The following is a 14,488-nucleotide window of genomic DNA, read 5'->3' on the forward strand; positions in this document are numbered from 1 at the left end:
AGAAACATTACAATTTCTTTATATATCTCCCTCATCCATATGGATGACGCCTTCGCCTTCCTCATATGCATTTTGTGGAGCGTTTGGATCAAGAGTATCATCCTTGTCTGGTGTTGTGTTTGCAACATTTCCAGCGGCGTCTTCTTGTCCTTCATCAAAAAGTTCACACTCTATTTTTGTGGTGTAACCACCCGTTTTATCAAGCTTATGCTTGACGCTTTTGATGCGCCATTCTGCTGGTATATAAGGACGGAAAGGGGGCTCTTGAACAAGCTTTGCCTCTGCTTGCACAAAGGGATCACCACCAATATCACAGGAGAAAGAAGATTTGCCCCGTGATGATTTGTTACGATAAGCAGCAATAGCTGCAACAGCCTCTGATTGATTATGGTAGGTATATTTGAGTTCATGAAACGGTGGATTACCGGATTTGACTTCTTTCTTTTCACCACTGCGCAGATCATAATAGGTTGCGATAACGCCACCTTTTTTCTCTTGTTCTTGCTTCTCCGCTTCTTTTTCTTCTTCTTTCTCTGGTTCAGATGGTTCTGGTAGATCATTTTCATCCATATGGATGGTGTTTTCATCCTCCTCTATCTCTTCTGGTGCACGTGCATCTGCTGCGGCTTTTTGGTCCTCACCACCATCGGTTTCTAGACCATTGGCTGCACCTGCTTCATCCCGTGCGCTGTATTTAAAATCCCAACATGTGCACTGTTTCTCATGAAGAATCACTATGGGAAGTGTCTCGCCGGTGATGGCTTTTCCTTCTCCCCGTTTGGCAAGGACTAGCTTACCATCAACAGGCTTTGCTACCGCATCATATTCTTCTGCAAGGCGGGCGGCAAAAGCCATATCACTTTCAGTGGTTTGATCAATATGACGCACAACAATTTTCGCAAGAGAAGGGTCAACCTTTGCGGTATAACCATTACGTTGTGCGATTTCTTGAACAATATTGCCAAGTGTTTGCTGGTGATAAGATTGGCTTTTGGGTGTTCTATAAGACGTGTTCATTGCCGCAGCACGCCCTGTAACAGTTAAGCTTTGTGGTGGACTGCTTACAGAGATCTCGTCTATCAGATAGGCTCCCATATCGCGTATTTTGCCGCTCTCATAACCAAGTGTTACGGAAAGAACTGTTCCGATAAGGGGTATATCAAGAAAGCCATTATCACTGTTGCGTGCACGGTCATCAAGCTCTATGGTGATACGGTCGCTTTTGTCTTCTGCCTCATCGGTTATTTCAATTGATAAAACATAATCCATGAGCGTTTTGGTAATGTCTTGTCCATTTGCCATAACCATGCAAAAAGGTTTCATGATTTGCTTCCCCAAATTCTAATCACGGGTGTGGCTTTGGGATAGGGGAGGGATGGCAAAATGATTGTAATGCCTGCTGTCAAAATGGGTCCATAGTCTGCAAGCCCTAAATTTGCCGCATAGACACGTTCAACAGCAAGCGATTGTTGACCTTTGGCATAATATTTCCAGCAAATGGCATCAACCATATCGCCTTGTTTTGTCCTATAAAGATCACTCATAGGTCTTCACCATATTCTCTCAGTTTTACTGTAAATTCTTGTTTTTTGGGGGCACCGTTATAATGAAAAACGCTTTGCTTTTCCTCCACGGAAAGGATAACAAACTTCCCTAAAATTTTGCCTTGCCCTGTTACAAGAATATGAGGTCCCTGATGGGCGATTTGCCGCAAATATTCGAGTTGTCCATGCCCACCTTTGAAATCTGGATAGATCACACCCGTTAAGGAAAATTCTGCATTTGCAACAGCAGGCAATTGAAGAGCAGCTTTTCGTCCCAATCGTCCTTGCTCGACCCATGGTACACCATAAGACAGATCAAGAGTTTGATAGGCTGCCGTTTCAATCGAAAAAATAAAACCACCCAAAGCAAGCATCATGGTCTTTAATCCGAAAGGCTAGAGGCTATCGCCAAACGTTGCTGTTTTGCATAGCGTTCAAGGGCTTGATTGACAGCGTCTCTGATTTCATCTTTGAGACCATTTGGCACGGAAATATTGAGATTTGTAATGGTGACGCGGGCGTCTACTTCAACAGGTTTATGAATTGCAATTGGTTTGGGAGCTTTGAAGGCATCTGCTTTTGCATTGGGAGCTTCCATATGCTTTGTTGCGATTGCCCCTGTATTAAAACCACTGTTGCTTTTTCCAGATGGGGATTTGGTGACAACAGCGGTATCCATCATTCTTTTCGCACGTGCATTGGTTTCATCGGTAAAGGTTTTAATCGTTTCTGTTGAAGTTTTGTTGATTGAAACATTGAAACCAAGTTTTTCTTTCATCCAGTTAGGCATCAATAAGACATTGATTTATAATAATAATTCACTGTTTTGCATGTTGAATGAGACCCCCGAATATTCTAAGATTCTCTCATCTCAAACCTGCTTATGCTGAATCAATCAAAATCATCCCCTTGCACGTCACAAGTGGGATTAACGTGTGGATAGAAAACATTTAGAAAGGAGTAAAAATGCCTTTAATGAATCGTCTTAATGCAAGGGCTGTCGCAACATTGGGGGCTGGCAAATATAATGATGGTGCCGGCTTGGTACTTCATAAGCGTAAAGATGGGGGTGCTCAATGGATTTATCGATATACCATTCACGGGCGGCGTCGTGAGATGGGCTTGGGTGCTTTAAGAGATGTCTCTTTAAAACAAGCCCGTGAATTGGCAACCCAATGGCGTTTTGTTATTCGTGATGGTCGTGACCCCATTAAAGAACGTGAGAAACAAAAACGTGAGGCAATGCGTAATCTCCATTATTTAAAAGATATTGCTTTGGATGCTTTTGAAAGTCGTAAAGCAGAATTAAAAGGAGATGGTAAAAATGGTGAGTGGTTTTCACCTTTAAAACTTCATATTCTCCCTAAATTAGGTTGTCTACCCGTTTCAGAGATTACACAAACCGATATACGCAATACGCTTGCCCCCATTTGGCATACAAAAGCTGGAGCAGCCCGTGCTGCACTAAATCGTCTTAATATTTGCCTCAAACATGCTGCTGCATTGGGTTTAGATGTGGATCTACAAGCAACAGAAAAAGCAAAAGCTCTTTTAGGCAAACAACGCCATAAAATGCAAAATAGACCAGCAATGGATTGGAGAGATGTTCCGTTTTTTTATAAAACACTTTGCAAAACACCAACCCTAACACAATTGGCTTTGCGTCTGCTTATTCTGACAGGCGTTCGTACCTATCCTTTGCGTCATATCCATAAAGATCAGATTGAAGATGATATATGGACTATCCCAGCTGAAAATATGAAAGGAAGGCGTGATACAACAAAAGAATTTCGCGTGCCTCTATCAACAGAGGCATTGGAAATTTTGAAACAAGCGCGCTTGTTGTCGCGTAATGATTTCTTTTTCTCTGCAACCGGTCGCGGTCCCCTTGCTGTTAAGTGCATGTCACATTACATGCAAAGAACTGGACTTGATGCTTGCCCTCATGGATTTCGATCTAGTTTACGAGATTGGCTAGCAGAAACAACCGATGCCCCTTTTGAGGTAGCAGAAACCATTCTAGGTCATGTGGTCGGTGGACAAGTAGAGCGTGCTTACCGTCGTACTGATTATTTAGAACAGCGCCGTGTTTATATGGATAAATGGGCTGCCTATGTTACGGGGCAATCTTAAAATATGGGGTCTTGTACCCCATTTTTACTTCATTATCTGTGGATAACTTTCTCTCTTCGTTTACTCATTTTTGCTCAATAAGATTCATAAATTATCAAATGAGAAAATACATCATAAAGTACTGTTTTTTATGATTAAACTTACTTTCAAATCTCAATAAAATATGGTTAATAAATACTTATGATTTGTTACTATTTTTAGATTGAAAGGATTTAGTTATGACTGAACATGATGTTCTTCTTACAGACCGTGAAAGTGCAAAATTATTGCATATAAGCGTTTCAACATTCCGTCGCCATGTCACCAATGGAGCTTTACCAAAGCCCTTAAAATTTGGTTCTTTATCACGTTGGTTAAAATCGGATCTGTTGAATGTGATTGAAAAAGCCAAAACGCAACGTCAACATCTCAGTGATGTGGCATAAAAAAACCTTGTCACGTAAGGACGGACAAGGCTTTCTCAAATTATCGTAAATTGAAAATAGCAAAAACCGTCCTGTGACGCAACGTCTAAGGATGCGAAAATGTATCATTTTATAAATGCTCGGGGCATTACAAATGCCTTGCGGGGTGTCTGGTATGGTGCTTATGGACTTGCTCGCTGCCCTGCTCATGATGATCAAGTGCCTAGTTTATCCCTTGCCAATGGAAATGATGGGCGTCTCTTGCTTTATTGTTATGCCGGCTGCTCTTTTAAAGAGATCTTACAAGCTCTTAAGAACATTGGTCTTATCAATACACAAACATGTTTTGATAAAACTTATGATTATAGGTTGTCTCTCTCAAAACAGTTTTGTTGTGAAGATAACAAGGCAAAACAGAAAGCAGAGAGAGCACAAAAGATTTGGAAGCAAAGTCAACCAATTAAAGGGACCATAGCAGAGCTTTATTTACGCAAGCGTGGTATCACTTGTAACTTGCCCCCCTAGTTTACGCTTTCATAGCAAATGCCCCCATCCCTCTGGGAAAGCCATCCCCGCGTTGGTTGCTCTCGTTGAGGGTGGTGGCTCCTTTGCAATCCATAGAACCTTTTTACAAGACAATGGATGCTTGCTGCCCGTGCTTATCGCCAAGGCTTTGAAGTCTTGATGATGCAAGCTCCCGAAGGAGCTGATTTTAATGATTTTTTACCCTTTGAAAGGAATATCTTATGGACCACAAAAATAAAACTGATTTAACCAATAAAAATGGCAATACTTCTTTAAATGATACTGATAACGATAACACCCCTGTCTCTTTAAAGGAGCATCCCTGTTTACAAGCCATCCCTTATGAACAGGCTTTGCAACAAATGGGCTGGGGTGAATTAAAACCGATTAACACCGCTCTTTTACCGGTCGAGCCTTTTCATGCTACACAAGTTCCATTGGTCTTGGGAAGGTATATTTATGATATTGCTAACCATCAACAATCCCCTGTCGATTTTGTGGCTGTCTCTGCTATCTGTGCTTTAGCAACCGTGATTGGCAATGGGGTTCGTATCGCTCCAAAACAGCATAGTAATAATTGGAAGATTGTTCCTAATCTATGGGGGATGATTATTGGTCAACCTTCTGCACGAAAAACACCTGCCATGCAAGCCGCTTTAACACCTATCGCTCACCTGCAAAAAGAATGGTATCAAGAATGGAAAAAACAAAAAAAACGTGCAAAAATTAAAGAAATCCTTGAGGAGCTCAATCAGAAAGAAAAGAGAAAACAAGCTTCTAAAGCTCTTAAAAAAGGAGATTCTGAGGCTGCCAATGCTCTTTTGTCGGAAACCCTTTCTAAAGACAATGAAAAAGATGATTGCCTCTCTCGCTTTATTGTCAATGATGTGACCGTCGAAAAGCTTGGGGAATTACTCAATGAAAACCCGCGAGGATTATTGATGGTTCGTGATGAACTTTCTGGTTTTTTAGCAAACTTGGAACTTAAGGAATATCAAACAGACCGTGGGTTTTATTTACAAGTTTTTAATGGGGATCAACTCTATACCTATGACCGTATTGGACGTGGAACGATTCATATTCCCAATGTAATGCTTTCAATGATTGGGGGAATACAACCTTCTCGGATTATTCCTATCATTCAGGCAATGCTTTCTGGAAAAGCAGATGACGGTTTATTGCAACGGTTTCAAATGATGGTGTGGCCGGATGAAAACCAAGAGTGGGAATGGAAAGATAAAAATCCCAATCAAGAAGCCTATCAAGAATATGAAAAGGTGCTTCGTTCTTTTTATGACAAACCCTTGGGATCACCTAAGCACCCACGGATCATGCGCTTTGCTGCTAATGCTCAAGAATTGTTTCGTGAATGGTGGGAAAATCATCATAAAGAAATCAAGGAAAGCAAAGTTTCTGTCTCTTACCAAGCGCATCTTTTAAAAATGCCAAAAACCATAGCAAGCCTTGCCCTCATTATCGAACTTGTTGAGGATGGGCGTTTTGAGATCACTTTGCCTTCTCTCTCAACAGCCTTGCGTTGGTCAAACTATCTGTTAAGCCATGCGAAACGGTTTTATACTGCGGGCGATATCTTGGTAAAGGAGCGTGCAAATTTGATTATAGAACGTTGTAATTGCTTACCTGAGGTTTTTACTGCTCGTGATATCTACAGACGCTGCTGGGCGCATTTAAAAGACAAGGAAGCGGTCAAACAAGCTTTAGAGCTTTTATGCCATACAAACCACATTCGCAAAAAGTTTATAACCCATCAGACAAGTAAATCGAGTACCTACTATGAATGGCATCCTTTGGTAAAAAACGAGAATGCAAGGCAATAAAGCGAATGAACAAAAGATGATTTTAAAGAGTGCTGGCAAAAGAGAAAGATATGACCTGAATGAATAACCATAACTCAGGTCATATTCTTGTCGGTCGTTGTCGGTTGATTTACCCCCCTCATTTTAAAAAACACCTTTTAGCAAAAAGTAAAAAACATTACATTTCAATATGTTATGATATTTTTACAAAAAAACCATCCCAATAAGATGATCTGTATAGAGAATTAATGGGAATAATTGATCAAAACTTGTCTGTATTTGTCTAAAAATTGAACTGACACCATTTATGATTTTTGTGATCATAAAACACTTCAAACTATTTATTTTGATCTCTTAAAATACATATCGAATTTGTTTTTATTAACACAAAAACGAATAGTAAATTTTACTACTTTGCTGTTTATAGGCTGTTTATAATTGCAACTTGTTAAATTTTTTTGAGGGAATTGATAGGTTTTCGCGCCATTTTGGTTTATTGGGTACTCGATATTTGTTCTAAATGTATTTATGAAACGCCATTGTGATTCTTACACTGTTAATGAGTCAATGTCATAAGGTATGGAGTTTCTCTATAATGTCTCAAACCATCAATTCTGATAACAAACAATCCTCTTTACGCGCTCTCTTACAGTCTTATCGCCAACAGGCAACCTCAAATGCAAAAAAAGGAAAAATCTTTGAAAGTTTTGTTACTAAATACCTTATGCATGACCCTCTTCATTATGGGCGATATGAAAAGGTTCAAAGCTATTACGAGTGGGCTAAAGAGCGTGAAGGTTGGAATAAAAATGATATCGGCATTGATTTGGTTGCTAAACTGCGTAATCGAGATGGGTATGTTGCTATTCAATGCAAATTTTATGAAGCAGACCATCAGATCAGTAAAAAGGATATTGATAGCTTTATTGCTGCCTCTGGGAAAGATATCTTCAAATATCGCCTTCTGGTTGATAGCACTGAAGTGAATTTAAGTGACAATGTGAATGCAATGATTAAAGGACAAGCGATACCGGTTTATCGCATTGACCTTCGTCATATGGAAAACAGTCGTATAGACTGGCAAATCTTTGCAACAAAAGAAGAAGTTGTCCTTAAATCGACAAAAGAACCACGCCCTCATCAGATAGAAGCAATTCAGAAAGTCTGTGATGGTTTAAAAGAAGCTAACCGTGGCAAGCTGATTATGGCTTGTGGAACAGGTAAAACATTTACAAGTCTTAAGATAGCAGAAACTCTTGCTGGTCAAGGCAAGCGTGTTTTGTTTTTAGTGCCTTCTCTTGCATTAGTCTCACAAACCATAAGGGAATGGACAGCGGATGCACAAATTCCATTGCATTCCTTTGCTGTTTGTTCGGATACAAAAGTTGGCAAGCGTCGTAAAAATCAAGAGGATATTCTTGGAATGGAAACATCCGATCTTGCATTGCCTGCTACAACGGATGCACAAGCACTTGCCAAAGAAGCTCGTGAAAACCAAGCAGATGCAATGACGGTGGTGTTTTCGACTTATCATTCGATACAAGTGATATCGGATGCACAAAAAGATCATGGTTTACCCGAATTTGATCTGATCATTTGTGATGAAGCTCACCGTACAACGGGTGCTGTGTTGGGATCAGATAAAAGTGAATCTGAGTTTGTCAAAGTGCATGATAACAGCATTATACAGGGTAAAAAACGTCTCTATATGACCGCAACCCCAAAAATCTTTACGGATAGGTTAAAAAGGAAAGCTGACTTATCTGATACTGTTCTTGCCTCTATGGATGATGAAACACTTTATGGGAAACAACTCTATCATTACACATTTGCAGAAGCTCTAGAACATAAACTGTTATCACCTTGTAAAGTGATCATATTAGTTGTCAACGAAACAGAAGTAAGCAAATCTATTCAACGTCTTATTACAGATAAAAATTATGAACTCATTCTTGATTATAGAACCAAAATCCATGGTTGTTATCGAGCCCTGACCAAAATGGATCTAAAAATTGATCTTGGCGATGACCCCAACCCTATGCGTCGCGCTTTGGCTTTTTGTAAAGATATCAAGACCTCTAAACGCATCTGTAAAAGATTCAATTCTAAAAAAATGAAAGAAAATTTGCTTGCTCTTCATGAAAGCCATAAAGAAACGCCTCCTCTTGACTGTACATTTGCCCATATTGACGGAACTGTTAGTGCTAAGGACCGTAATAAATTGCTTGATTGGTTAAAGGAAGACACTGGGGAAAATACCTGCCGTGTGTTAAGCAATGTTCGTTGTCTTTCTGAAGGTGTGGATGTTCCCGCTCTTGATGCGATACTGTTTTTACACCCGCGCAAAAGTCAAATCGAGATCATTCAAGCAATAGGACGCGTCATGCGTCGAGCAGAGGGTAAAAAAAGAGGCTACATCATTTTACCCGTTGGAATACCGGCTGGCATTCCACCAGTAAAAGCCTTGGAAAATAATCCGAAATATGATGTCATCTGGCAAGTCGTCAATGCTTTGCGTGCCCATGATGATGGTTTTAATAAAATCATTCACCATATGTCCATAAAACAAGACGTAAGCTATGCTCTTGACATTGTTGTTCCTTCTCAAAAGGCTACCTCAGAAGATACAACTGTGGTTATTGATGACTTACCGATACACTCAAAAGCAGAATATTCAGGACTGGATATTGGGTCACCAACTTATGAATCCTTTCACGCCTATAAACCAGAAGAAGAACTTGACTTATTCTCTCAATGTGCGGAGCTCATTAGAGCGGCTATTGTTAAGAAAAATTACGACCCTAGCTATTGGAAAAGATGGGCAACGAATGTTGCTGATCTTGCTCAAAATCATATCACACGCTTAACTGAAGTTTTGACGCAATCAGAAACGGAAACGCGGCGGGTGTTTAATGATTTTATGACAGAATTGCGTAGCAATTTAAACGCAACCATCTCCGAAGAAAATGCGATTGAAATGCTTGCACAACACCTTGCAACGCGTCCTGTCTTTGATGCTTTGTTTGAGGGGCATCAGTTTGTTCAAGAAAATCCCGTCTCTTGTGCTTTACAACGTGTACTCAATATCCTTGATAAAGTTACTCTTAACGAAGAATCTCAAGATTACAGAACTCTCTCTAGGAGTGTACAGTTTTACACACGAGGAATTACGAGTCTTGAAGCACAACAAAACTTAATTGTAGAGCTTTATAATGAATTTTTCCGTTATGCCTTTCCGCGTACGGTAGAAAAATTAGGCATTGTTTATACCCCTATTGAAATTGTGGATTTTATTATTCATTCCGTTGATGATGTTTTACGCAAGGAATTTGGCAAGAGCTTAGGCTCCCGTGGTGTTTCTATTCTTGACCCCTTTACGGGAACTGGTACCTTTATCACGCGGCTTTTACATTCTAATCTGATAAAACCGGCATATTGAAATATAATGGTTTTTATTTTTATCGAAAAGTTTTTTTAAAAATGAGGGGGTAAATCAACCGACAACGACTGACAAGAATATGACCTGAGTTATGACTATCCATTCAGATCATATCTTTCTCTTTTGCCAGCACTCTTTAAAATCATCTTCTGTTCATTCGCTTTATTGCCTTGCATTCTCGTTTTTTACCAAAGGATGCCATTCATAATAGGTACTCGATTTACTTGTCTGATGGGTTATGAACTTTTTGCGAATGTGGTTTGTATGGCATAAAAGCTCTAAAGCTTGTTTGACCGCTTCCTTGTCCTTTAAATGCGTCCAGCAGCGTCTGTAGATATCACGAGCAGTAAAAACCTCAGGTAAGCATTCACAGCGCTCTATAATCAAATTTGCACGCTCTTTTATCAGTATATCCGCAGCAGCATAAAGCCTTTTTACATGACTTAACAGATAGTTTTCCCAACGCAAAGCCATGGAAAGAGAAGGGAGAGTGATTTCAAAACGACCCCCTTCAACAAGTTCAAAAATCAGGGCAAGGCTTGGTATGGTTTTGTCCATTTTTGCTAAATGCGCTTGTAAGGGTTCAGAGAGATCATCTCTTCTGATCTCTTTCTGATGATTTTCCCACCATTCACTAAACATCTCTTGTGCATCGGGAGAAAAACGCATCACAATCGGGTGTTCAGGTGATCCCAAGGGTTTATCGCGAAAAGAACGAAACACCTCTTCATAGTCTTTATAGGCATCTTTTAAGGGGTCTCTATCAATCCATGTACATTTTTTTATCTTATCGGGCCATACCATCATTTGAAACCGTTGCAATAAACCATCATCTGCTTTTCCAGAAAGCATTGCCTGAATGATAGGAATAATCCGAGAAGGTTGTATTCCCCCAATAATGGAAAGGGTTGCATTGGGAATATGAATCGTTCCACGCCCAATACGGTCATAGGTATAGAGTTGATCCCCATTAAAAGTTTGTAAATAAAACCCACGGTCTGTTTGATATTCCTTAAGTTCCAAGTTTGCTAAAAAACCAGAAAGTTCATCACGAACCATCAATAATCCCCGCGGGTTTTCATTGAGTAATTCCCCAAGCTTTTCAACCGTTACATCATTGACCAGAAGACGTCGTTTAACAAGAGTTTCATCCTCACTTTTACGAGTAAGGAACTAAGCAGTGCGCGAAGTGATTTGTGCAATCATATTAGCAGTATTAAAGAAAATAGTGATTTATCATTACTTATTGAAGAGAATTGGTTAAGGAAATTTTTTCCTTGTATGAAGCACACGCAAAATACGTACAACACCATTTGAAATATCATAAATCATAATATAATTTGGATGTACAACAAGTTCACGTGTATTTATAATTCGCCCTAAACGTCCAAGAGTAGGAAATTTAACAAGTTTTTCTACTTTTTCAGATAAAAGTTTATCAAATTTTAAGGCAGCAGAAGGATTATCTTGTGCTATATACTCACGTATTTTTTTACGATCAACGTGTGCTACTCGTGTTCAAATTATCTTCATACAATTGGTTTATTTAGCTTACGTTTTGTTTCAAAGCGCCATTCCTCTGCTTCTGCTTCAATTACTTCAGAAGATATTACATCACCTGTATTAGCAGAATTTATCCCAAGTTGAACTTGTTCTCTAAACCATAAATCGTGTGCACTCTTTTCTTTTTGTTCTTGTACGATATGACGCATATAATCTCGCAAAAGTTGTGCACCCGACCTATCACATGCTTTTGCTGCTTTAGAAAATTCATTTTTTAATACATCATCAACGCGAAAGGTAAATGTTGTGTCAACCATTTTACGACCACTTAATGTGTTACAAAGTAATTTTAATATAACACATCTTTGTTATTTCTTCAAGATGTGCTATGAAAGCGTAACTTAGGGGGGCAAGTTACAAGTGATCCCACGCTTGCGTAAATAAAGCTCTGCTAAAGTGTCTTTAATTGGTTGACTTTGCTTCCAAATCTTTTGTGCTCTCTCTGCTTTCTGTTTTGCCTTGTTATCTTCACAACAAAACTGTTTTGAGAGAGACAACCTATAATCATAAGTTTTATCAAAACATGTTTGTGTATTGATAAGACCAATGTTCTTAAGAGCTTGTAAGATCTCTTTAAAAGAGCAGCCGGCATAACAATAAAGCAAGAGACGCCCATCATTTCCATTAGCAAGAGCTAAACTAGGCACTTGATCATCATGGGCAGGGCAACGGGCTAGTCCATAAGCACCATGCCAGACACCCCGCAAGGCATTTGTAATGCCCCGAGCATTTATAAAATCATACATTTTTCTTGTCCTTAGACGTTGCGTCACAGGACGGTTTTTGCTATTTTCAATTTACGATAATTTGAGAAAGCCTTGTCCGTCCTTACGTGACAAGGTTTTTTTATGCCACATCACTGAGATGTTGACGTTGCGTTTTGGCTTTTTCAATCACATTCAACAGATCCGATTTTAACCAACGCGATAAAGAACCAAATTTTAAGGGCTTTGGTAAAGATCCATTGGTGACATGGCGACGGAATGTTGAAACGCTTATATGCAATAATTTTGCACTTTCGCGGTCTGTAAGAAGAACATCATTTTCAGTCATAACTAAATCCTTTCAATCTAAAAATAGTAACAAATCATAAGTATTTATTAACCATATTTTATTGAGATTTGAAAGTAAGTTTAATCATAAAAAACAGTACTTTATGATGTATTTTCTCATTTGATAATTTATGAGTCTTATTGAGCAAAAATGAGCAAACGAAGAGAGAAAGTTATCCACAGATAATGGAATAAAAATGGGGTACAAGACCCCATCTTTTAAGATTGCCCCGTGACATAAGCCGCCCATTTATCCATATAAACACGGCGTTGTTCTAAATAATCAGTACGACGGTAAGCACGCTCTACTTGTCCACCGACCACATGACCTAGAATGGTTTCTGCTACCTCAAAAGGGGCATCGGTTGTTTCTGCTAACCAATCGCGTAAACTAGACCGAAAACCATGCGGGCAGGCTTCAAGTCCAATTTTTTTCATATATTGTGACATACAAGTATCAGCAAGAGGACCACGACCAGTTGCAGAAAAAAAGAAATCATTACGAGAGAGAGGACGCGCTTGTTTCAAAATTTCTAATGCTTCATTTGATAAAGGCACACGAAACTCTGTTGTAGCATCACGTTTTCCTTTCATATTTTCAGCAGGGATGGTCCATATATCATCTTCAACTTGATCTTTATGGATATGACACAAGGGATTTGTACGAACACCTGTAAGGATAAGCAGACGCAAAGCCAATTGTGTTAGGGTTGTTTTTTGACAAAGTATTTTATAAAAAGCCGGTATCTCTTTCCAATTCATTGCAGGCATATTTTTAACTTTATGGCGTTGCTTCCCTAAGAGAGCCTTTGCTTTTTCTGTAGCTTGTAAATCAACATCCAAACCCAAGGCAGCAGCATGTTTGAAACAAATACCAAGTCGATTTAGTGCTTTCTCTGCTGTTATAGCTTTTGTATGCCAGATGGGAGCAAGTGTATTGCGTATATCATTTTGGGTAATCTCTGAATCGGGGAGACAGCCTAATTTAGGGAGAATATGAAGTTTTAAAGGTGAAAACCACTCACCATTTTTACCATCTCTTTTTAGTTCAGCTTTACGGCTTTCAAAAGCATCCAAAGCAATATCTTTGAGATAATGGAGATTACGCATTGCTTCACGCTTTTGTTTTTCACGTTCTTTAATGGGGGCAGGATCCTCACGTAAAACAGATCGCCACCCAGTTGCCAATTCACGGGCTTGTTTTAAAGAAACATCTCTTAAGGCACCCAAGCCCATTTCGCGACGCCGCCCGTGGATGGTATAGCGTAAAAGCCATTGAGCGCCACCATCTTTACGCTTATGAAGTAACAAGCCAGCACCATCATTATATTTGCCAGTCCCCAATGTTGCGACAGCCCTTGCATTTAGACGATTCATTAAAGGCATTTTTCTTCCTTTCTAAACTGTTTTCTACCCACACATCAGCCCCGCTTGTGATGTGCAAGGGGATGATTTTGATTGATTCAGCATAAGCAGGTTTGAGATGAGAGAATCTTAGAATATTCGGGAGTCTAATTCAACATGCAAAACAGTGAATTATTATTATAAATCAATGTCTTATTAAAGCAAGTAAAAACACGTCTTGAGGTTGAAAATGAAGTTAATCAGAAGAGTGATGGTGATGTGCGCCGTGATCTTTCTCGTTGGGTGCGCAGCAAAGAGGATTGAGAGTTGTGGTGGTTGGTTGCCGATTTATTTGGACCAGCAGGATGTTGGTGTGATCAGTGCCAATTTAGCAAGAGATATTTTAAAGCATAACAAGCATGGGGCGCATTTATGTGGTTGGAAAGATGAACAGAAATCCCAAGAGCGACGAGCAAGAGCTTACAGAGAGAGAACGAGAGCTCCTTCATGAGATGATCAATGCTTATCAGGGTGTGAAGATGATGTCTCGTTTTATGAAGTGGATTATGTTTTTTGTCTTTATGTTTATTCTTGATTTTGCCCGCCTTATGGATGCGCTCGATAATATCTTTACGCACCTCAAAAGATGGTTAACAAAGAGTTGAAT

Annotated in this window: 11 protein-coding genes and 5 pseudogenes; 6 read left to right on the top strand and 10 right to left on the bottom strand. The window is 39.5% G+C overall.

The window, feature by feature from the left end; genetic code table 11:
* Nucleotides 1-18 precede the first annotated feature (18 nt).
* From LNM86_RS04295 to LNM86_RS04310, 4 genes and pseudogenes are all read right to left on the bottom strand, one after another.
* The gene (locus LNM86_RS04295; protein WP_241438587.1) at nucleotides 19-1,323 is read right to left on the bottom strand and encodes a contractile injection system protein, VgrG/Pvc8 family; all 1,305 of its coding nucleotides are present in this window, start codon (nucleotides 1,321-1,323) and stop codon (nucleotides 19-21) included.
* Nucleotides 1,320-1,544, bottom strand: coding sequence for a tail protein X (locus tag LNM86_RS04300; protein ID WP_241438166.1), 225 nt, complete (start codon nucleotides 1,542-1,544; stop codon nucleotides 1,320-1,322). The genes LNM86_RS04295 and LNM86_RS04300 overlap by 4 nt, the downstream gene beginning before the upstream one ends.
* Nucleotides 1,541-1,921, bottom strand: a complete 381-nt coding sequence (locus LNM86_RS04305; RefSeq protein ID WP_241438588.1) for a phage tail protein — start codon at nucleotides 1,919-1,921, stop codon at nucleotides 1,541-1,543. Before LNM86_RS04305 ends, LNM86_RS04300 begins: the two co-directional genes overlap by 4 nt.
* Before the next feature lie 5 nt (nucleotides 1,922-1,926).
* Nucleotides 1,927-2,334 (bottom strand): annotated as a pseudogene (locus LNM86_RS04310) (phage tail protein); the annotation flags it as partial.
* A gap of 176 nt (nucleotides 2,335-2,510) precedes the next feature.
* Here LNM86_RS04310 and LNM86_RS04315 point away from each other — a divergent pair.
* The 5 genes and pseudogenes from LNM86_RS04315 to LNM86_RS04335 form a co-directional block, all read left to right on the top strand.
* Entirely contained in the window at nucleotides 2,511-3,677 is a 1,167-nt protein-coding gene (locus LNM86_RS04315; protein WP_241438473.1) for a tyrosine-type recombinase/integrase, read from the top strand.
* Between the two features lie 218 nt (nucleotides 3,678-3,895).
* Nucleotides 3,896-4,102 carry a helix-turn-helix transcriptional regulator gene (locus tag LNM86_RS04320; RefSeq protein WP_241438164.1) on the top strand — a complete coding sequence of 69 codons (207 nt, stop codon included), beginning with the start codon at nucleotides 3,896-3,898 and terminating at the stop codon, nucleotides 4,100-4,102.
* A 99-nt stretch (nucleotides 4,103-4,201) separates the two neighbouring features.
* Nucleotides 4,202-4,757 (top strand): annotated as a pseudogene (locus LNM86_RS04325) (DUF7146 domain-containing protein); the annotation flags it as partial.
* Nucleotides 4,758-4,827: 70 nt separating this feature from the next.
* Nucleotides 4,828-6,444: a YfjI family protein gene (locus LNM86_RS04330; protein WP_241438472.1), complete on the top strand. Its 1,617-nt coding sequence runs from the start codon at nucleotides 4,828-4,830 to the stop codon at nucleotides 6,442-6,444.
* 574 nt (nucleotides 6,445-7,018) lie between these two features.
* A pseudogene (locus LNM86_RS04335) lies at nucleotides 7,019-9,853 on the top strand (restriction endonuclease); the annotation flags it as partial.
* A gap of 171 nt (nucleotides 9,854-10,024) precedes the next feature.
* On the opposite strand, the pseudogene LNM86_RS04340 reads toward LNM86_RS04335, so the two are convergent.
* The 6 genes and pseudogenes from LNM86_RS04340 to LNM86_RS04365 form a co-directional block, all read right to left on the bottom strand.
* Nucleotides 10,025-11,017, bottom strand: a pseudogene (locus LNM86_RS04340) (DUF3987 domain-containing protein); the annotation flags it as partial.
* Between the two features lie 105 nt (nucleotides 11,018-11,122).
* Nucleotides 11,123-11,359: pseudogene (locus LNM86_RS04345) on the bottom strand (type II toxin-antitoxin system RelE/ParE family toxin); the annotation flags it as partial.
* 32 nt (nucleotides 11,360-11,391) lie between these two features.
* Complete coding sequence (locus LNM86_RS04350; protein ID WP_241438589.1) at nucleotides 11,392-11,682, bottom strand: CopG family ribbon-helix-helix protein; 291 nt, start codon at nucleotides 11,680-11,682, stop codon at nucleotides 11,392-11,394.
* An 84-nt stretch (nucleotides 11,683-11,766) separates the two neighbouring features.
* Nucleotides 11,767-12,171: a DUF7146 domain-containing protein gene (locus tag LNM86_RS04355; RefSeq protein WP_372712448.1), complete on the bottom strand. Its 405-nt coding sequence runs from the start codon at nucleotides 12,169-12,171 to the stop codon at nucleotides 11,767-11,769.
* 100 nt (nucleotides 12,172-12,271) lie between these two features.
* The gene (locus tag LNM86_RS04360) at nucleotides 12,272-12,478 is read right to left on the bottom strand and encodes a helix-turn-helix transcriptional regulator (protein ID WP_241438590.1); all 207 of its coding nucleotides are present in this window, start codon (nucleotides 12,476-12,478) and stop codon (nucleotides 12,272-12,274) included.
* Between the two features lie 218 nt (nucleotides 12,479-12,696).
* Nucleotides 12,697-13,863, bottom strand: a complete 1,167-nt coding sequence (locus tag LNM86_RS04365) for a tyrosine-type recombinase/integrase (RefSeq protein ID WP_241438591.1) — start codon at nucleotides 13,861-13,863, stop codon at nucleotides 12,697-12,699.
* Between the two features lie 392 nt (nucleotides 13,864-14,255).
* On the opposite strand from LNM86_RS04365, the gene LNM86_RS04375 reads away from it, so the two are divergent.
* Nucleotides 14,256-14,486 carry a hypothetical protein gene (locus LNM86_RS04375; RefSeq protein WP_241438593.1) on the top strand — a complete coding sequence of 77 codons (231 nt, stop codon included), beginning with the start codon at nucleotides 14,256-14,258 and terminating at the stop codon, nucleotides 14,484-14,486.
* The last annotated feature ends 2 nt before the right edge of the window (nucleotides 14,487-14,488 follow it).

This window comes from Bartonella machadoae (assembly GCF_022559585.1).
Classification (GTDB): domain Bacteria; phylum Pseudomonadota; class Alphaproteobacteria; order Rhizobiales; family Rhizobiaceae; genus Bartonella; species Bartonella machadoae.